The 19,230-nt window shown below is 68.4% G+C and carries 12 protein-coding genes; all 12 read right to left on the reverse strand.

Translation table 11 applies throughout. From position 1 onward, the window contains the following. Window positions 1-4: 4 nt before the first annotated feature. The 12 genes from XnspCFBP7698_RS12710 to XnspCFBP7698_RS12765 all read right to left on the reverse strand — a co-directional run bounded on the left by XnspCFBP7698_RS12710 (window position 5) and on the right by XnspCFBP7698_RS12765 (window position 19,029). Window positions 5-4,516, reverse strand: coding sequence for a cellulose biosynthesis protein BcsC (locus XnspCFBP7698_RS12710; protein ID WP_123137442.1), 4,512 nt, complete (start codon window positions 4,514-4,516; stop codon window positions 5-7). Continuing rightward, window positions 4,498-5,652, reverse strand: coding sequence for a cellulose synthase complex periplasmic endoglucanase BcsZ (gene bcsZ / locus XnspCFBP7698_RS12715; RefSeq protein WP_123137485.1), 1,155 nt, complete (start codon window positions 5,650-5,652; stop codon window positions 4,498-4,500). Before bcsZ ends, XnspCFBP7698_RS12710 begins: the two co-directional genes overlap by 19 nt. A 23-nt stretch (window positions 5,653-5,675) precedes the next feature. Continuing rightward, window positions 5,676-8,000 (reverse strand): cellulose biosynthesis cyclic di-GMP-binding regulatory protein BcsB, encoded by a 2,325-nt coding sequence (gene bcsB, locus XnspCFBP7698_RS12720; RefSeq protein WP_123137443.1) that lies wholly within the window; start codon window positions 7,998-8,000, stop codon window positions 5,676-5,678. 44 nt (window positions 8,001-8,044) lie between these two features. Beyond that, window positions 8,045-10,189 (reverse strand): UDP-forming cellulose synthase catalytic subunit, encoded by a 2,145-nt coding sequence (bcsA, locus tag XnspCFBP7698_RS12725; RefSeq protein ID WP_047697671.1) that lies wholly within the window; start codon window positions 10,187-10,189, stop codon window positions 8,045-8,047. A gap of 87 nt (window positions 10,190-10,276) precedes the next feature. After that, a complete protein-coding gene (locus XnspCFBP7698_RS12730) occupies window positions 10,277-10,762 on the reverse strand; it encodes a hypothetical protein (RefSeq protein WP_047697673.1) in 486 nt (161 codons plus the stop codon). Between the two features lie 28 nt (window positions 10,763-10,790). Continuing rightward, entirely contained in the window at window positions 10,791-11,246 is a 456-nt protein-coding gene (locus tag XnspCFBP7698_RS12735) for a hypothetical protein (RefSeq protein WP_047697674.1), read from the reverse strand. A 175-nt stretch (window positions 11,247-11,421) separates the two neighbouring features. Next, a complete protein-coding gene (gene pncB / locus XnspCFBP7698_RS12740; RefSeq protein ID WP_047697676.1) occupies window positions 11,422-12,618 on the reverse strand; it encodes a nicotinate phosphoribosyltransferase in 1,197 nt (398 codons plus the stop codon). 190 nt (window positions 12,619-12,808) lie between these two features. Then, window positions 12,809-13,777 carry a hypothetical protein gene (locus XnspCFBP7698_RS12745; protein WP_047697677.1) on the reverse strand — a complete coding sequence of 323 codons (969 nt, stop codon included), beginning with the start codon at window positions 13,775-13,777 and terminating at the stop codon, window positions 12,809-12,811. Then, window positions 13,759-15,054: a hypothetical protein gene (locus XnspCFBP7698_RS12750; RefSeq protein ID WP_199680169.1), complete on the reverse strand. Its 1,296-nt coding sequence runs from the start codon at window positions 15,052-15,054 to the stop codon at window positions 13,759-13,761. The genes XnspCFBP7698_RS12745 and XnspCFBP7698_RS12750 overlap by 19 nt, the downstream gene beginning before the upstream one ends. Window positions 15,055-15,103: 49 nt before the next feature. Then, on the reverse strand, window positions 15,104-17,011 hold the full coding sequence (locus XnspCFBP7698_RS12755; RefSeq protein ID WP_047697679.1) for a glycosyltransferase family 2 protein: 1,908 nt from the start codon (window positions 17,009-17,011) through the stop codon (window positions 15,104-15,106). 13 nt (window positions 17,012-17,024) lie between these two features. Beyond that, window positions 17,025-18,059: a hypothetical protein gene (locus XnspCFBP7698_RS12760; protein ID WP_199680146.1), complete on the reverse strand. Its 1,035-nt coding sequence runs from the start codon at window positions 18,057-18,059 to the stop codon at window positions 17,025-17,027. Window positions 18,060-18,189: 130 nt separating this feature from the next. After that, window positions 18,190-19,029, reverse strand: a complete 840-nt coding sequence (locus tag XnspCFBP7698_RS12765) for a glycosyltransferase family 2 protein (RefSeq protein ID WP_047697682.1) — start codon at window positions 19,027-19,029, stop codon at window positions 18,190-18,192. Window positions 19,030-19,230: the final 201 nt, after the last annotated feature.

Here is a 19,230-nt window from a genome sequence, read left to right on the forward strand (position 1 = left end):
TGACTCAGCGATCCGCAGCATATGGCGAGGTCAGCACCTGCGGTGCGCGGCCCAGCGCAGCGCCCAGGCGATCCATCACGAAGCGCAGATAGAGATTGCTGCTGAACTGGTTGTAGTCGCGTGCGTTGTTGAAGGTCATGCGCCCACCCAGGAACAACTGCGGGGCCACTTGCCATTCGGCGGCGCCACTGAGGTTGTAGGACACCCCGGTGCGGCTTTCGCCCGCGTACACCGGGTCGGTGTAACGGTCGACCAGACCGAGCAGCGCGGCCAGCGATGCGGCGTCGTAGGCGGCCTGCTGCAGGCCCGGGTCGGTGGGGAAGTACGGCGTGGGGTCGGTCTTGAAATGCTGCACGCCGATGCTGGCATCGAGCTTCCAGTTGACGCTCTGCCCCGCGCTGCGCCCGCTCCAGTGCACCGGGAAGCCGAGATCCAGATACTCCTGCGGGCTGAAGTAACCGCCGTGGCCGTAGGTGAAGCCGCTGAGGTTCTTGTCGTACTGCATGGCGGTCAGATTGACGCCGGCCGTGAGCGACTGATTCTGCGTTTCCAGCGCGTGCACGTAGAAACCGAGATCGGCCTGACGGTGGTCGTTGTCGGCCACGTGAGTGCCGGTCACCCGATGCGCGGCAAGATTGGCGTAGCCGCCGAGCAGGCCGTTGTCGGCGTTGGCCGACAGGGCGATGCCGTTGCTGGTCACCCCACCCCACTCGCGACCACTGCGTGCATCCTGCGCGCCGGCGAACGAGAGCACGCTGTCGGTGACGGCGCGCCGCGATACATCGGCCGACCAGCCCGCCGCTTCGCCGAGTTCGCCGCGATAGCCAAGCCCGCCCACCACGTTCTGCTCCTGGAAGCCGATTGGCGTGCTGCCCACGTCGGCGCTGAACCCACCGTTGCGGTAGCGCACGCCGACGCCCACGCCGGTGTCGTCCTGGCTGAGCCGGCGCGCGCCGTTGCCGGTGGCGGCCATGCTGTTGAGGGTGGCCGCCAGCGCTGCGGGCGTCTGCTGCGCGGCGGCGCTGCTGCTGGCCAGCGCCTGCAGTGCGGCGCCATCGCCGGCGGCCAGTTGCGCGCTGATGGCGGTGTTGCCGAGGATGTCGCGTGCCAGCTGCGCGATCGACGTGTTGGACGCGTTGACGCTGAGCAGATACGCCGGCAACGGTTGATTGGCCAGGGCGGCCAGGGCGGCGGGTGTGCTGTTGTTGTTTTCGGTGAGCAGCTCGCCGAACAGGCCGGTACCCAAGGCATACCGGCGCAGGCGCTCGCGCGTGGCCGCGGTGTCGCCCTGGGTGGCAAGCAGTTGGTACACCGACGAGCTGACCAATGCATCGATCGGGCTGCGATCGGCGGCCAGCGCATCGTTCACTGCACTCTGCGGGCCGGCGCCAAAGCGGCTGGCGGTCGCGTAGTCGGTGGTCAGCGTGCCGGCATCGACCACGGTGGGCGTGAGCGTGACGCCGAGCTTGCCCTCGCCCACCGCGAACTCGGCCTGCAGCGGCATTTCGATGTCGTCCAGGCGGCCCAGGCCGTCTTCGCCATCGCGCGAACGGTACAGCGCGCCACCGGCCAGGTTGTCGCTGTTTTCCGATTGCACGGCGCGCAATTCGTCGAGCACGCTATTGCCGCTGCTGGCCGGCAGCAGTGCCTGCGCCGCGACGCCGCGCGGGCGCAGGTCGTCGGCCGGTGCCAGCGTCGGCGTGCTGCGTGCGGGCAGGCGCGAACGGCCAGCCGGCGCTGCGCTGTCGCTCACCGGCGGCGGCAGGGGATCGGCGCTGTTGCCGGCGTAGGCATACGCGTCGGCAGTCACAGGCGCGGGAACGGGCGCAGCGAAGCGGGCAGCGGCCGGTTGCGCGGGCAGCGGCGCCAACGCGGTCTGCGGATAGGCACTGCCGGCGTCCATGCGCTCGGACACCAGCGCCGGCGAGCGCGGCATGGCGCCGGTCATGCCGGAGAACGGATTGAGCGGGCGGCCGGAACTGGCCACTGCAGCCGGGCCGCGCGCGGCCGGCAGGCCGTTGTCGAGCTGCCCGGCCTGGCGTTGCTGCGCGGCCAACGCGGCGCGGAAATACTGCTCGGCCTCGCGGTTCTTGCCGGCACTGCGATACACCCGGCCCGCAGCCGCCAGCACATCCGGCGACTGCGGTGCCTGCGCCAGTGCGCGTTGCAGATAGCGCTCGGCATTGCGCAGATCCGACTGCGCGGCCGCGCTGTTGGCGGCGGCGGTGAGCGCGTCCAGATCGTCGGGATGACGCTGCAGGATCTGCTGATAGATCGCCAGGGCCTGGCGCTGATCGCCGGAGGCCGCGTACAGGCGGGCCAATGCGGCCTGCGCATCGCGGTTGTCCGGCTGCTGCGCCAGGATCGGCGACAGCGCATCGTAGGCAGCTTCCAGATTGCCCAGCTCGCGTAACGCATCCACCTGACGCAGCGTGTAGGCGCTGCGCAGCGCTTGGGCGCGGCGCAGCTGCGCCGGCGTCATGGTGGTGGATTGCAGCTGGCGCAACACGGCCGACAGTTCGGCGTCCTGATGTGCGCGCAGCAGCACGCCCGCGTATTGCAGGCGGTCTTCGGTGCGCGGATTGGCACCGGTGACCAGGCGCTGCGCCAGCACCAGCGCGCGCTGGGTGTTGCCGGCGTCGGCGTGTGCGCCGGCCAGGGCGGCCAGCAGTTGCGGGTCGTCGAGCTGGTTGCCGAGCGCGGTTTCGGTGCGCGCGAGCAATTGCTGCGCCTCGCCCACCCGGCCCTGTTCCACCAGCAGGCGCGCCTGACGCGCCTGCAGTTCGATCCAGGCGGTGGTGCGCAGCTGGGTCATCTCCGGCGTGCGCGCGGCGGCCGGGATGCGCTCCAGGCTGTCGTAGGCGCCCTGCCAGTCACCGCTTTCCTGGGCGAATAAGGCATTGGCATGCAGGGCTTCGGGTTGATCGGCATGCACGGCAAGCAGGCCGTCCATGACGCTGCGCGCCTGATCGGGGCGACCGGCCTGCTGGTACAGACGCGCCAGATCCAGGCGGATCCAGGCATCGCCCGGGCGTTCGACCATGGCCGTTTCCAGCTCGGCCTGCGCGCTGACGACATCGCCGGCCTCCAGCGACTGGCGGGCGCGGGCGCGCTGCACGTTGGAACGCAACAGCGCCTGGCCGCCGGATTTGGCGCGTTCGACCGCCGGCAGCCGATTGAACAGGTCGCTGGCTTCCTGCATGCGGCCCTGGCGGCTGTACAGCCCGACCAGGCCCTGCAAGGCGCCGGCGTTGTCGGCATCGCGCGACAGCGCCTTGCGATAACTGGCCTCGGCCGCGTCCGGGTCGGTGGCGGCCTGCAAGCCGCCCAGCGCCACGTGGCCGGCCGGTTCGTTGGGCAGCAACTGTACCGACTGCTCCACCAGCTGGCGTGCCTGGGCGATGTCGCCACGCGCACGCGCAGCCTCGGCCTGCTGCAGCTGCTGCCAGTAGCGGGCGCTGTCGAGTGCGCTTTTCCATTTGCCGTTGCTGGCCGCGGCCGGGCGCAGCAATTCCTGTGCTTCGGCAAAGCGCTGCTGACGCAGGCGCACCGAACCCAGCCCGCCCAGCGCTTCCGGGTCGCGTGCACGGGCACGCAGCACCTGGGTGAAGCGTTGTTCGGCCACGCTCAGATTGTTGGCGCTCAGCGCGCGAAAGCCCTCGCCCAGCGCGATGCCATTGGGATCGGCGGGTGCCGCGGCCGCAGCGGCGCGCTGTTCGCGTAGCTGGCCGAGTTTGGCGGTGACTTCGGCATCGTTCGGGGTGCCGGCGAGAAAGGCCTGATACAGCGGCGCATCGGCACTGCTCGCATTGAGCCACAGCAGCGCCTGACGCCAACTGGTGCGCGCCGGGCCACCCACATCCGCTCGCTGGGCCAGCGCGCGCAATTGCGCGATGCCCTCGCGGCGGGTGGGCTCGCGGTAGCTGAGCACCTGGGCCAGGGCCAGCTGCAGCGACGGGTTGCCCGGTTCGCTGGCCTGCAGCGTGCGCAGCCCGTTGCGGGCGCGTTCCCAGCCGGTGGGCGTACCGGCCAGCGATTGGTAGTACTCCAGTGCCAGGTTCGGCGGCGGCGGCTTGCCGGCGAACACGGCCTCGTAGCTGCGCGCCGCTTCCACGTAGCGCCCGGCCGCGGCGGCGCGGCGGGCGTTGCGCAGGTTGGGGTCTTCGCCAGCGGCGGCAGTGCCGCGCGCGCCGATCGCCACGCGCAGGCGCTGGGCCTGCGGCGATTGCGGGTGGGCCGCGTCCAGTTGCTGCAGGCGCTTGCGCGCTTCGGACTGGCGCCCCTGTGCCAGATCGATCTGCGCCAGGCCGAGCAGGGCGTCGGGCTGGTCCGGGTCGATGCCGAGCAGCTTCTTCCAGGTATCGGCGGCCAGATCGTCGCGGCCCTGGTCGTGCCAGTAGTTGCCCTGCCCCACCAGTTGCTGGGTGGCGCTGGTCTGCGCCTGCGCCGGGCAGGCGAGCAGGCACAGGTCGAGCAGGCCGGCGAGATAGAGCGGCGTCAGGTGTTTGCGGAGCATGTAGGGGTTCTCCAGGCAGGCAGCAGGCGCCCGTCTGCGGCAAAGCGGTAGCGGTTCTCAAGCCAGCCCTGTCCGAACAGGGCCAGCGTGCGTTCGTAATACGGCAGCGCGGCGGCCGCGGGCTCGGCGGCCGCGGGGATGCGCTGCGCCTGCGCCTTGAGCAGTGCCGGCTGACCCCGCGCGCTCAGGTATGGCAGCAGCGCGGCGGAAAACCCGACCGGCAGCGTGCCGCTGCCCACGCCACGCGCGGTGTCGGTCTTTTCGGCAAAGCCGGTGCCGGCGGCGAGCAGGTCGGACGGGCCGGACAGGTCCTGCAACAACCGCGCCCGCAGCGGTTCGCCGGCATCGAGCATGCCGGCCCACAGGTACACGCGAATGGCGTCGTAGCTGCCGAGGTTGCCGCGTTTGGGATCGGCACCGAAGGCCTTGCCGTCCCACACCGTCCAATCCGGCGCAACGCCGACCGGTGCACTCTCGCGCAGCACGCGCGCCGCGTTGCCGGCGATCGCCGCCCACGGACCCTTGGGATCGGCATTGGCGCAACGGTGCAGCAGCTGGATCGGCAGATAGCTGGGATTGAGGGTCCAGCGGCCCGGCTCGACGAATCCGCTGCGGCCGGGCAACAGCATCGGCCCCAGGCCGGGCAGCGCAACCACTTCCTGCGTGCGCATCAGCTGCAGGATCTGCTGGCCGGCCTTGACGTAGCCGGGGCGGTTCCACAGCCGGCCGGCTTCCAGCAGGGCGTAGGCAATCCACAGCTCACCATCGCTGGCGGTGTTGGGGTCGAGCACGCGCCAGCTGCCGCTGTCGTCGCGGCCCCACAGCCAGGCCGGCAGGTTGAGGTCCGGACGCCCGCCGCACAGGTTGTGGCGGGTCCAGCCCAGCACCTTGTCGAACAGCACCTGGTCGTTGGCGACCAGGGCGAAGAACAGTGCGTACGACTGCCCTTCGGAGGTGGAGCGTTGATCGGCGTTGAGGAAATCCACCACCCGGCCATCGGGCTGGATGTGCCTGGACACGAAGGCATTCCACAGCGGCCAGCTGCCGCACTGCGCCGCTGCCGGCCTGGCGCCGGCCGGCAGCGCCGCGGCCAGGCCGGCCAGTGCGCCGGCACGCAGCAGGGAGCGGCGCGTCATCGTCGTGACGTGGGCACCGGTCTTCATGCGCTGCCGCCTTCGTTGAGGCGCTCGGCGGCGTGCCGGCGCAGCAGGACGCGCGCGGCCAGGGCCAGCAGCAGCGCCAGCAGCACCACGGTGAAGGCCAGCCACACCGGATGGTGCGAAAAGTACCAGCGCAGCCAGGTCGGCAGCGGCAGGTGGCCCACGTAATAGGTCTGGTTGCCGACCAGGCTGGTGACCTTCTTCTGCTGCAGCACCACCACGCTGCCCTGGAAGTCCTTGAGCAAGGTCGGGTCAAACCAGGCATCGAACAGGCGGCCCATGTTGGCGGGGTCTTCGGTCTGGAACGCGACCACGCTGCGACCGGATTTGAGCGGCGATTCGAAGCCCATCAACAGCACGTCGTCGGGCTGCGGCTGCAATGCGATCTCGCTGGTGGTGGGCAGGTCGGTGCGGCGCGCATCGAAGGACAGGAAGCCGGGCAGTTTCTCGAACAGCCAGTCGGTCAGGCCGACGCGTCGGCTCTGCCCGTCCTGGCTCACCGGGAGTTGCGCGCGCCACTGCTTGAACAACGGCTGCGACTCGGCGCTGCCGAGCAGCAGCAGATCGCGGTCGGCATGCTGCTGCACGGCACTGGCGGCGATGATCTGCGCATGCAGCGCCGGGTAGCCGGTGGAGGCCCCGAAACGTCCGAGCAGGGTCAGCACGTTGCCCAGATCCTGGTCGCCCGGATTGTCGGGCAGCACGATCGCCGATTCGGACAGGTCGGCCAGGCGCGTGAACGGGTAGCCGGCATTGGCGAAGGCCGCCAGGTTGGGCATCGCCATGTAGTGATGGAAGCCGCTCAGGTCGATGGTGGAATCGGCATCGATCGCGCCCGACACATCAGGGAAGGAGTTCTTGCACGCCTCGCCTTGCGGGCGATCGAAGAAGAAGTGGAAACGCAGCTGGCTATTGGCCGAAAACGCGCCCACCGGCAGCGTCAGGTCCTGATGCACCGGCATGCTGCCGCGCGTGCCCAGGCTGTTCCACCAGCGCATCGGCGTGGATTCGGCGAACGGGCGGCCGGTCAGCGGCAGCGTGGTCACGAACGACCGGTTGATGCTGACATTGAGCGCGGACTTGTTGTCTGCCTCCGGCACCGTGTAGCGGTATTTCAAAGCCACCGGAATGCCGTCGCGCTCCCACACGAACAGGTCCGGCGGCAGCTGCAGGCCAACCCGGATCAGGTCCGGGTGATAGCCGGTGACGTTGAGCGCGCCGGGCTGGCTGATCAGATCGCCGAAGCGTACCGGGCGCTCGCTGGAGACCCACTTGGGAGCATCGTAGGGCTGGCGCGGCGCCGGCGCGGACAGCTCGCCGATACGCGCCACCGCACCACTCAACGGCGCGTGCAGCGCCAGCGCCGTGGCCGCGCGTTGCAGGTCCTCGGTGTTGCGGCCTAGCACCAGCAACAACTTGCCGTTGGGATCGGTGGGGTTGACCACCACCGCTACCGTCGCACCGCGGATATCGGCCACACCGCTGTCGGCGGTGGCGAACTGCGCAGGCAAGGTGTCGGGCGTGGCGAAGACCACCGCGTTGCCGGTCGCCGGCAGACTGGTGGTCGATGCCGGAAACACCGCGCCGCGATAGCCGGCCAGGGTGCCGAACCACGAGGCCACCGTGCCGGCCGCCTGCAGCGTGGCCAGGTCCGGCTGCTGCGGAAAGTAGAACGGCAGTTCCAGCCGGCGCGTGTCGCGCACATCGAAGAACGGCACCGGCAGCAACGCCAGGTTGTTGGCCAGCGCCAGCGGCGTGGTCGTCAGCGACAGGCTGGTGGCCGCATCCACATTCGCCCACAGGCTGCTGTGGTCCGGGTCTTCGCACTCGCGCGTGTAATGGCCGATCAACTGCAGGTTGAGCTGGTTGTAGTCGGTGATCAGGCGCGGGTCGATCGGCAGATCGGCCGAGAGCAACTTGCCGGCATTGGCCTTGTCGGCGGGCAAGGTCGCCACGGTCACGCCGTTGACGGTGACTTTGACGTGCGACAGGTCCGGCAACAACGACGGCGAGTAGCTGTATCGCAGATTGAGCGTGGCGGCGGTGACGATCTCGTCGCTGCGCACGCTGAAGGGCACGCCGGCACTGCCCTGCACACCACGCAAGGTGATTTCGTAGTCGATACCCAGATCGCGCAGCGAGGCCGCGCGCGTGCTGCCGCCTGGCAGCGGCGCCAGTGCGGCAGGTGCCAGCGGCGCTGCGGTGGCGGTCTGTGCAGTGCTGCCGGCCGGTCCGTCGGTGGAGGTGGGCGCAGCCTGCTGCGCTTGCGCCAGGCCCGCCAGCAACGTCAGCGCGCAGGTCAACAGCGGCGGAGAAATTCGCATCAGTGGTTTCTTGGCAAGGGAAAGGGAAACACCAGGCATCACGCTCACGACTCCAGATCCACAGCACGTGCCGGGCGGAAGCCCTGGCGTGCGCTGTCGGCCATATGCCGGCCCAGGCGCCCGAACCCGCGCGCACTGGCGGCCAGCACCTGGCCCATCGAACGCCAGAACGAATCGCGGTCGTGCTGGCCCCATTGCGACAGCCAGATGTCGGCGCGCGCAAAGGTCGATGCCACCAGCCAGCGTTCCTGTTCCATCGACATCGCGGTGAACTGGATGCTGACCTGGCCGTCGCGGTCCTGGCGCACCACCGCCGGCAAGGTCTGCTCTACACCGCGGTGACTGAGGCCAATCTGCACCGCCGACCCGGGCTCGATCGGCTGCGGCTGCGCGAGCTTGATCGCCATGCCGCCGGTGGAAAAATTCACCGAACGGCTCGGCAACACGCTGCCGTCGGGCAGATACAGGGTGACCGGGATATCCAACGGCACTCGATGCGCGCTGCGCACCTGGCGGGTCTCGCTGGCGGTGGCGATCGTGGCGCCCAGCAGCACCATGTTGTAGAGCGTCCAGGCCAGGTTGAACCAGATGGTCTGCTGCTCGCCGCTGCCGCCGACATACACCAGACGCAGCACGCCGGCCACCACACCGGCCAGGTTGAGCAGCAGCAGGAACAGATAGGGCTTGGCGATCTGCGCATCGAAATAACCGCGCGCCACCAGCCCACCCTTGGGGGTGACGTTGAACTTGCCCAGCTTGGGATTGAGCAAGGCCACCAGCGTCGGGCGGAAGATGTACCAGGCCAGCGTGGTCTCGTAGACCTCGTTCCACAGCAGGTGCCGAAAGCGGCTCTGCACGCGCAGGTTGGTCAGGTTGGCCTGCAGAAGGTGCGGCAACGCGTAGGCCAGGATCATCAGCGCCGACGCCTGGATCACGTGCGCACCGAAGAACAGATAGGCCAGCGGCGCCGTGAGATAGATGATGCGCGGCAGCCCGTAGAAAAAATGCAGCATCGCGTTGAGATAGCACAACCGCTGCGACAGCTTGAGCCCGCGCCCCAGCAAGGGATTGTCGATGCGCGCAATCTGCGCCATGCCGCGCGCCCAGCGGATGCGCTGCGCCACATGCCCGGACAGGCTCTCCGTTGCCAGACCTGCGGCCTGCGGCACCGCCAGATACGCGGTGCGATAGCCGCGGCGCTGCAGCTTGAGCGCGGTGTGCGCATCTTCGGTGACGGTTTCCACCGCCACCCCACCCACTTCTTCCAGTGCGCTGCGCTTGATCACCGCGCACGAACCGCAGAAGAACGTGGCATTCCACTGGTCGTTGCCATCCTGCAGCAACCCGTAGAACAGCTCGCCCTCGTTGGGCACCTTGCCATGCGTGTCGAGGTTGCGTTCGAACGGATCCGGCGAGAAGAAATAGTGCGGCATCTGCACCAGTGCCAGCCCGGTGTCGCGCAGGAACCAGCCCATCGCCACCTGCAGAAAACTGCGGGTGGGAATGTGGTCGCAGTCGAAGATGGCCACATATTCGCCGCTGCATTTCTTCAACGCGGCATTGATGTTGCCGGCCTTGGCATGCGCGTTGTTGGTACGGGTGACGTAGTTGATGCCGACCTCGGCGCAGAACTCGCGGAACGCGTCGCGGCGGCCGTCGTCGAGCAGATGGATGGTGATCTTGCCGGCCGGCCAATCGATCACGCTGGCGGCCAACACCGTGGTGCGCACCACCGACAGCGGCTCGTTGTAGGTGGGAATGAAGACATCCACGCTCGGCCACAGGCGCTGGTCGGCCGGCAGCGGCACCGGCTTGCGATCGAGCGGCCACAGCACCTGGAAGTAACCCAGCACCAGGATCACGAAGGCATACAGCTCGGCGCCGAGCAGGCCCAGCCCGAGGATGAAATCCCCTGCACTGCCCAGGCCCATGGTCTGGGTCATGCGCCACCAGATGTAGCGGCACGACACTGCCAGCGACATGCCCATCATCATCAGGACCACCACGCGCCCGCCGCGCTTGCGCACCGCCAGCGCCACGGCGAACAGCACGCCGGAGAACACCAGCTGCTGGGTGACGTCCATCGGCACGGCCACCACGAAGACCAGCAGCAGCGCGCCCAGCAGCCACAGCGCCCAGGTTGCCAGCGTGGGCAGCGGCGAGACGGAACGACGGTGGGCAACGGTCATCGGGCAATCCTGAAAAACATGGCAGACGTGCGGTACGGCACCGGGATACGCGCGCTACGCGTGCCGGGCGTTACGGGTGGGCAGGCATCAACGCGAACGCAGGCGCTTGAGCGGGCTGTGCGCGTTGCTGCGGGCGTCGGCCTGCAGCAGGCGCTGAAACAGCTGCTCCAGTGGCGTCTGCGCAGGCCGCGACGGCGATGGCAGGCCCCGCGGGCCGGGCTCGTCGAGCTGGCGCAGCTTGCGTAACGGTGCCAGCGCATCGCTGCGCTGCAGGCTTGCGGTCTGTTCCGCCGCCGCAGCTGCTTGCAGCACCGGTGACGGCGGCGCAGCAGGTGGCGTGCCGGCTACCGGTACAGCTGGCGATGCTGGCGCGGGCGGCGCCACCGCGTCGGTCGCATCCGGCACCGCTGCGCCAGCGACCGGCGCGCCGGCAGGCAGGCCGCCGGGTTTGCGCGGCGGCAACTGGGGATAGGCGAAATCCTGGTACCCCTGACTCGCCTGCGTCCCCAGACGTGCGAACAGGCCGGACACATCGTCGTGTCCCGGTGTGTTTCTGGTGTTCTTTGGCGCCATCACATTCTCCTTGTCCGATGACCGCTGTTCATGGCGTCCGCGCCAGCACCAACAGGCGCAGGTCGACGCTCTCTCCCGGCACGGCCTGTACGGACAGGCCCGCCAGCATCCCCAGTTGCTGGAACCAGCCTTCGTAGACGCCCTGCAGGAATCCGTCGCTCCAGGCGGCGCCATCCAGCGCCACGCCCAGCGGCGCACCGCCGTGCCGGATCTGTACATGGTCGGCGTGCTCGTCCATCGCGCACTGGCCCCAGTCGCAGCCGTCCCAGATCGCGTTGGCGGCCTGTTGCACCTCGGCCAGCGCGTTGCAGGGCGCCAGCCTGTGCTCGCGCGCAAACCGACGGCCGATCCGCGCCATCAACGTGGCCAGATCGTGCTCGGGCAACTCGGCGCCGAACTCCTCGGCCATGGCGCGGACGAAGCCCAGCCACTGCCGGGAGCAGCGACGCGCGCGGTACAGCGATAACGGGTCGAGTGCGGGCATCAACGGACTTCGCAAGGTGGGACGTCAGAAGCGACCGCCGCATCAAATGTGATGGCGGCGTGATGCCAATGTTAACGTCAGCCAACGTGCAAGCGCGATGGGGTTCTCATTTTTTCTGGCGATTCCCCTACACCAGGGTGGCTTGTCCACCGTTCTGCCTGCCGGCGGGCGTCACCTATTGACGCGCAGTGCCACTGTCGCCCGGCATTGGCGGCAGGCCGAACACATCACGCAGGTAGCGCAGGTAGCCGACGTCCTCGCACATGCTCTTGCCGGGCGAGTCGCTGAGTTTGGCCACCGGTTGGCCGTTGCAGCGGACCATCTTGATCACGATCTGCAGCGGGGTCGGCCCCAGGTCGTTGGTCAGGCTGGTGCCCACCCCGAAGGCCAGCCGGCAGCGCGTGTGGAAGTGCTGGTACAGCTGCATCACCTTGTCGATATTGAGGCCGTCGCTGAACACCAGCACCTTGGTCCGGGGATCGATGCGGTGCGCCTCCAGGTGCGCGATCACCCGCTCGCCCCATTCGAACGGGTCGCCGGAATCGTGGCGCATGCCGTCGAACAGCTTGCAGAAGTACAGGTCGAAATCGCGCAGGAACGCATCCAGCCCCACCACATCCGACAACGCAATGCCCAGGTCGCCGCGGTATTCGCGCGCCCAGGACTCCAGCGCCGCGACCTGCGAATCGCGCAGCCGCGGCCCCAGCGCCTGAAATGCCTGCAGGTATTCGTGCGCCATCGTGCCCAGCGGGGTCAACCCGTAGTGCTTGGCGAAATACACGTTGCTGGTACCCACGAACTGCTCGCCCAGGCCATCGCGCAGCAGCGGCAGCAGCTCGCCGTGCCAGTGCCGCGAATAACGCCGCCGGGTGCCGTAATCGGCGATCTTGCAGCCGGCCGGCATGCTGCGCAGGCTGCTGACCTTGGCGCGCAGGCGGCTGCGGCCTTCCTCGAAATCCGGCTCGGACGTGTTGCGAAACCACACCTCGTTGATGATCGCCAGCAGCGGTACTTCGAACAGGATGGTGTGCAGCCACGGGCCACGGATGGTCAGCTCGATCTCGCCCGGATGGGTGGTCGATGCCGACAGCTGCAGGTACTTGCGGTCCAGATGGAACAGCACCAGGAAGTCGGCAAAGTCCGGCTTGATGAAGCGCAGGCTGCGCAGGTAATCCACTTCATCCTCGCGCAGGCGCAGCCGGCACAGCGCATCGATCTCGCGCGATATCTCATCGATGAACCGCGCCAGGTTCACGCCAGGGGTGCGGCACTTGAAGCGGTACTCCACCTGCGCGGCCGGGTGCTGATGCAGCACCGCCTGCATCATGGTGAATTTGTACAGGTCGGTGTCGAGCAGCGAATGGATGATCATGCCGCCGGATTATGCCCGCAGCGGCGCTGGCGGGACGTGCAGGGCCTCCAACGCGCCGGCTGCCACGCGCACGCGCCCCGCCCAGCGTGCCGACCATCGGCCGTTGCCGCCGCTGCCGCAGGCAGCTGCGCGCCAAGCCTCCCACTCGATCCACCGCCGCGCACGCCGTCCGCAGGCGCAGCTGGTCGCCTCAGCGCGCCAGCACCTGCTGGGCCGGCTTGCCTTGCACGGTGAAGTCGCTGTCGCCCGGGCCGCCGGCCTTGGGGTCGGTGTACCAGCACCACAGCGCAATCCCGTCGATGCCATGCGCCTGCAGCACCTTGCGCCATTGCTGCAGCACCTGCAGCTGCAGCTGCGTGTCCACTGCGGCGGCACGTTGCTCCGGGCTTTCCCAGGGTGCGGCCAGGCTGCCACGTGCCGAGCGCAGGCCCAGCTCGGCCACCCACACCGGCTTGCCGACGCGCTGGCCCAGCTGCTGCAGGCGCTGCGCGGCGGCGTTCATTTCTGCCGTGCGGGCATCGCCCGCCTCGGACAGGCGCGGATACAGGCTGGTGCCGACCGCATCGAACAGCGACCAGTAACGGAAGCTCTCCGCATGCTCCATGCCATCGGCCACGTAGAGCAGCTTGCCGTGGTAGACCTTGCGTACCGCGGCCACCAGCTCGGGCCAGTGAGGCGCCTCCTGCAGCTTGCGCAGTTCGGTGCCGACCACCAGCGCCTCGGCGTGTTCGTCTTCGGCCAATTGCGCCAGCGGCAGCAGCGCCCGTTGATACGCCGCAAACCAGGCGGCCTGATCGCCGGGCGCCACCTCGCCGGCCCAGTGGCCGGGTATCCAGACATGCACCTTGAGCGTGGGCTGCAAACCGGAACGCTGGCTCTGCCGCAACGCAGCGCGCATGGCCTCCAGGCTGCTGTCGCTGCCCAGGACCGGGTCACTGGAATGCGGCGTCGCCTGCCACACGAAGGCCACCAGCAACGCCTTGCTGGCACCGGTGCCGGCCAACGCATCCAGCGATTGCGCGGCGGCGGCGCTCTGCCACGGCGCATTGGCCGACACCTTGACATTGGCGCCCATCCACATCGGCGCGGCTGCATTGCAGCCGTTGGCAAGCAGGCACACCGCCAGCACCGCCACGAGCGTCAGAACGCGCTTGAACATGCCACAGACGCCTCGGTGGTCGACCCTGTCGTGCCCTGCACGCATGTGCTGCCCTGCACACTTGCATTGCCGGTTTGCGGCTGCGCCACCGTCGCCGTGGCAGGGCCCGCCAGCCCCGCCGGTGCGCTCGCCACCGGTGAGGCTACCGCGGTGAGCACGGCATCGTCCCCTAGCTGCGGCGTTGCAGGCACGGCTGCCGACGGCGTCGCTGTGGGCTTGACCGGCAGCGATACCGGCGCGGCGATGACGACCGCCTCGCCCTGCAGCAGCGACTGCTCGTCGGCAGGCGCGGCACGCAGCCAGCTGCCCCAGCCCGGCGGCTGCACCCAGGCCGCACCTACCAGACCAAGCAGCAACAAACCGGCTGCCTGGGTGCGCTGGTCGGCCTGCAGCGCGCGCAGCAACAACGCTGCCGGCACCCACAGCAACAACAAGGCGTCGAACCCGGCCCAGCCGAACGCAAACGACAACGCCGCCGCGCAGATCACCGTGCCGGCGCTGGCGATGACGCCGCGGGCCAGGGCACCACTGCGCGTGCGCACCACCAGCGCCAGCACCGGGAAGCAGACCACTGCGGCCACGCCCCAACGCACGGCCGGCAACCAGTCCTGCGCCTGGGCGGCCAGCGGCAATGGCAGCGGATGTGCAGCCTGGCCGATGCTCGACAGCGTCGGCCACGGCGCATTGAACACGGTCAGATTGACGTAGGCCCACATGCCGACCAGAAACACGAACGGCAGATAGCACACCAGATAGAACGAGCCGGGCGCCTTGCGCAGCATCTGCGGCGGCATCACCAGCAACAGCCACGGCGCCACCATCGTCGACAACGCCAGGGTCTGCAGATCCAGACACAGCAGGATGCACAGCCACCCGGCGATGCGCAGGTAGGTGAACGCTTCCACCGGCGTCTGCAGGCGGCGCAGCGTGCGGCACAGGCCGTAGAACGCCAGCAGGCCCACCGCCTGGCTGCCGCCCGCCGCGATCGGCAGCAGGAACAGCGGGTTGCAGCCCACCAGCAGGATCAGACCGCTGGCCCAGCCACGCCCGAACACGCCGGCCAGATCGCGCCACAGCAGCGACAGGAACAACGCGTTGGCGGCGACCGCCAGGAACGGCCAGATCTGCAATGGCAGCTGCCAGTGGTGCAACGCAAGATCGACCGCCCAGGCAAGCACGCCGGACGCCGGCAACCCGACGCCCGGCGCACTCACCGGCGCGGCACCGCCCATCGACTGCACCAGCAACGGCTGGCTCAGCAACGACAGCGCCACCACCGCCACCAGGAACGCGGGCAGGCCGCTGTCGCGACGCGCGACACCCGGCTCACTCTTCGAGTGCGGCGCGGCGCTCGTTTTCCGAATGCTTGCTGATGCCATGCGTGGTCTTCTCCCAGTAGAACGGATTGTGGATCAGCTGCCAGAGCCCCTTGTAGGCGGCGATCGACTGCAATGCCCAGTAGAACGGCACCGTCAACGCGTACGGGGCCAACTTGAAGTAGTCGCGTTTGAACGCCGCCACCAGCGTGATGTAGATGAAGAACGCGTTGGCCAGCAGCAGATTGACCAGCGATACCGCGCCAAGCCACGGCGGGAAGAAGCGCTCGAACATGCTGGTGCCGGTGAGCAGCCACACCGCATACAGCGTCCACAGTACCGGCACGCCCAGTGCGGTGAAAAAACCGCCACCGATGAAAAACTGGAATCCCCAAAACCCCTTGAACCCGGTGCTGCGATACAGATGCACCGGGTCGCGCATGTGCACCAGCCAGGTCTGCATGTAGCCCTTGAGCCAACGCGAACGCTGCCGGATCCAGTTGGGAATGCTGACGTTGGCCTCTTCGAACGTGGTGGAGTTCACCACGTTGACGCGGTAGCCGTTCTGGATCAGCCGCACGCCCAGGTCGGCGTCTTCGGTGACGTTGTACGGGTCCCACGCACGCACCTGGCGCAACACATCCAGACGGAAGTGATTGGAGGTGCCGCCCAATGGAATCGGGATGCGCAGGTATTCCAGCGCCGGCAGGTAGAAGTCGAACCAGAGCGTGTACTCCAGCGTGAACATCCGCGTCAGCCAGTTTTCGTCGGCGTTGTAGTAGTTCAGCCGCGCCTGGATGCACACCACGTCCTTCTCGGCCTTGCGGAAGGCCGCCACCACGCGCTTGAGCTGATCCGGCTCGGGCTTATCTTCGGCGTCGTAGATGGTGAGCAGTTCGCCGCGTGCAAAATGCAGCGCGTAGTTGCAGGCCTTGGGCTTGGTCTTGGGTTGCGAGGGCGGCACCCGGATGATTTCGAAGAACGCCTCCAGGCCGAGCTTCTTGGCCGCTTCGATGGTCTCGAAGTCGTCGGCTTCCAGCACCAGTTTCACGTCGAGCTTGCTGATCGGGTAATCCAGCTTGCGCAGCGCATTGGCCAGGATCGGCAGGACTTCCGGTTCCTTGTACATCGGCACCAGCACGGTGTAGACCGGCAGGTCGTCGTCGCGCAGCGCGGCCACTTCGTCTTCGGTGACCTTGATGTCGATGCGGTGGCGCGAGCCGAACCACACCAGCAGCAGCTTCAAACCGAAGGTCGCCAGAAAGCCCAGCGCCACCAGCACGTTGATGGCGATCAGGGCCGGCACCGGAAACACCACCATCGCGATCAGCAACGCTGCGGCAATCGCCCACAGCGTGTGCTTCTGCCCGCGCGTCACCACCTGGCGTGCCGAGTAGGTCGGCGCATGCGCGGCCAGCAGGTTCAGCGCGTTGTCGGTGAGCTGCTCGTCGGCGTGGCGCTGCAGGCTCCAGATGATGTCGAACTTGGCGGTGCCGACAAAGCGCACGTCTTCGCCGTAGTGCGCGCGCGCCCAGGCGAACAGCGCCGGGTCGGGGTCGGCCACGGCCAACACCAGCACGCCGTCCTCGCGCCGCCAGGGCAGCAGCAGGCGCTGGGCGTAACTGTCCAGATCGCCGGCAGTGAGCAGCGCCGGATCCGGCGGTTGCTGCACCAGGTCGATGAATTCCAGCCCGAAGTGCGCGGCGACGATGGCGTAGAAGCGCTGCGCAGGCACCCCGCGCTGGGCCAGGATCACATCGCCCAGGCGCGAGTTCCAGCGCTGCTGCAACGCCAGCGCCGCGCGCAGTTGTTCGTCGGTGATGACGCCCGCCGACACCAGCGCACGCCCCAGCAGGCCGCGTTCGCGGCCGATATCCGGCACCCGTCCCAGCGCCTCGCTCTCGCAGCTGACCGTCATGGGCGTGGCGTCCTCAGAAACGCCACCAGGCGGCCACGAACGGCCCGCCTGCGGCAGCAGTGTTGCGCCCCATCACCGGCTGCTGATAGCCCAGCTGCCACTGACTGCCGCCCGGGGCGGTGTACAGCGTGGACAGCTGCAGCTTGGTCAGGTCGTAGTTGGTGCCGGTGGCGACGAAACCCACGCCGCCCGCAGAGCCTGCGACATCGAAGTTGTTACGCCCGTTGCCCAGCCCCTGGATGACGTTGAGCTCGCCGAGCAGCAACCAGCTCGGGGTCAGGCTCAGACCGGTGGAGGCATCCACGCGCACCTCATCGGAGGCCGCACTGCCGCGCAGGCGCACCGCGCCACCCAGATCGACATAGCCGTTGCGTCCGCCCAGCGTGTACCCGCGGCCACGGCTGTAACGCAGCTCCAGCCCGTAATCGCCCAAACCCAGCGCAGGATCGGTGTTCGCCTGGGGATTGTTCGGGTGGTAGGTCTTGCTGCGGCCATACGCCGGGATGCTGACCAGCCCCTGCACCGAACTGCGCCAGACATCGTCCGGCGCGCTCGGCAACGCATAGCGCAGGCCGATTTCCTGATCGGCAAACCCGGTGGTGCTGGTCTGCTGGCGGCCGCGGCCACTGTCATGGCTGCTGAAACCGACATCGCTGAAATAAAAATTGCCGATGACGCTGAGCCTGTCGGTCAGCCCGTGCTCGACGTAGACATTCAGCTGGTCCTGGCGGCTACGCCCGTTTCCGTCGAATTGCTGGCCGTCACCGAAGGTCGTGCGGTGATGGCTGTCGTCGAACCACCCGCGGCCATCGCTATGCAGCGCCTTGACGATCACCAGCGTGTCGCCCTGCGGTTGCGTCCAGGCACCGGCAAGCGCAGCGCCCGGCAATGCCGCCAGCGTGCAGCCCAGCGCCAGCGCCGACAGCGCAGCCAGCGGCTTGCGGCCGAGGGAACGAAAAGAGGCCGACGACCGGGCAACCGGACTGGACTGTAGGGGGATAAGGCACGACTGACGTACCCGCGAGCGCGGGTCGATCTGTAAGGACATTTGTACGTTTCCTGATGGGGGACCCGTTAGGGACAGGAAGCACTGACTGGATCACACTTCGCCACGCAACGTATCACAGTTACGACCGGCTCCCCATCACGGATTTATCACTAATTTAACGGGCCGCGCGTCATGCCCGACGCACCAACCGCGGCAGTTGCGCGGCCGCATGCGCCCAGATCGCCAGCCACACGCCGACCCGGGTCAGCGGGCCGCGCTGGGCGGCTTCGAACTTGCGGAAATAGCGCCACAGACCGCGGTGTTTATGCCATTCAACGAAGTACGGGCGGGCTCGGCTGGAGACGCCGCGCACGTGCACCACCTGCAGATCGTTGGCCACCGCGACCAGCGCACCCGCCTGACGGGCACGCCGGCACAGGTCCAGATCCTCGGCATGCAGCCGGTAATGGCCGTCCCAGCCGTCTAGCCGGTCGAACAGGCTGCGCTGCATCAGCATCAGCGCACCGGAGATTGCATCGACCGCCTGCAGCGCCTGCGACGGGTCGGCCGGCATCGCCAGCTGGGCGGCGGCACGCGGCGCGCGCAGCATGGCCGCAAAGTCCGGGTCGCGGCGGCGCACTGCGGCGTCGGGGCGGCCCTGCTCGTCCACCTGCTCCACGCCCAGCAGCACGGCAGCATGCCCGGCCGCGCGCGCGCACAACTGCACCAGGGTGTCGGACTCGACCATCAGATCCGGGTTGATGAACACCAGCCAGGGCGCCTGCGAGTCACGCGCGCCCTGGTTGCAGGCGGTGGCAAAGCCGGGGTTGTCCGGGTTGGCGATGAAGTGCACGCGGGCGTCGGCCAGCGCGTGCCGCTGCACCACGTCCAGGGTGTCGTCGCTGGAGGCGTTGTCGACCACCCGGATCTCGCTGATGCCCTCGGCCGCGCGCAACCGCGACAGGCAGCCATCGATGGTGCTGCTGCTCTGGTAGGTGACGACGACGGCGGCGATCTGGACTGGAGTCATCCGCCCATTATCCGGTGCGGGGCCACCGCCGCGCCATCGCGTGTGGCGCCCCGGCATGGCGGCATGCCGCAGCAGCAGGCATACTGCGCGCCCGACAGCCGCCACGCGGCCCGCGTCGGCGCCGTCCGCGGCACCCCCACTTGATCCTCAGAGATGACGGCCAGCGACCTTCCGGTTTCGCGCTGCCCTTTCATTCCATGC

It is taken from the genome of Xanthomonas sp. CFBP 7698, assembly GCF_003600855.1.
GTDB lineage: Bacteria > Pseudomonadota > Gammaproteobacteria > Xanthomonadales > Xanthomonadaceae > Xanthomonas > Xanthomonas cannabis.

Bases quoted from the DNA above. Each gene is read 5' to 3' on its own strand.
- XnspCFBP7698_RS12710 (WP_123137442.1), bottom strand. From the start codon at position 4,516: ATGCTCCGCAAACACCTGACGCCGCTCTATCTCGCCGGCCTGCTCGAC.
- bcsZ (WP_123137485.1), bottom strand. From the start codon at position 5,652: ATGACGCGCCGCTCCCTGCTGCGTGCCGGCGCACTGGCCGGCCTGGCC.
- bcsB (WP_123137443.1), bottom strand. From the start codon at position 8,000: ATGCGAATTTCTCCGCCGCTGTTGACCTGCGCGCTGACGTTGCTGGCG.
- bcsA (WP_047697671.1), bottom strand. From the start codon at position 10,189: ATGACCGTTGCCCACCGTCGTTCCGTCTCGCCGCTGCCCACGCTGGCA.
- XnspCFBP7698_RS12730 (WP_047697673.1), bottom strand. From the start codon at position 10,762: ATGGCGCCAAAGAACACCAGAAACACACCGGGACACGACGATGTGTCC.
- XnspCFBP7698_RS12735 (WP_047697674.1), bottom strand. From the start codon at position 11,246: ATGCCCGCACTCGACCCGTTATCGCTGTACCGCGCGCGTCGCTGCTCC.
- pncB (WP_047697676.1), bottom strand. From the start codon at position 12,618: ATGATCATCCATTCGCTGCTCGACACCGACCTGTACAAATTCACCATG.
- XnspCFBP7698_RS12745 (WP_047697677.1), bottom strand. From the start codon at position 13,777: ATGTTCAAGCGCGTTCTGACGCTCGTGGCGGTGCTGGCGGTGTGCCTG.
- XnspCFBP7698_RS12755 (WP_047697679.1), bottom strand. From the start codon at position 17,011: ATGACGGTCAGCTGCGAGAGCGAGGCGCTGGGACGGGTGCCGGATATC.
- XnspCFBP7698_RS12760 (WP_199680146.1), bottom strand. From the start codon at position 18,059: ATGTCCTTACAGATCGACCCGCGCTCGCGGGTACGTCAGTCGTGCCTT.
- XnspCFBP7698_RS12765 (WP_047697682.1), bottom strand. From the start codon at position 19,029: ATGACTCCAGTCCAGATCGCCGCCGTCGTCGTCACCTACCAGAGCAGC.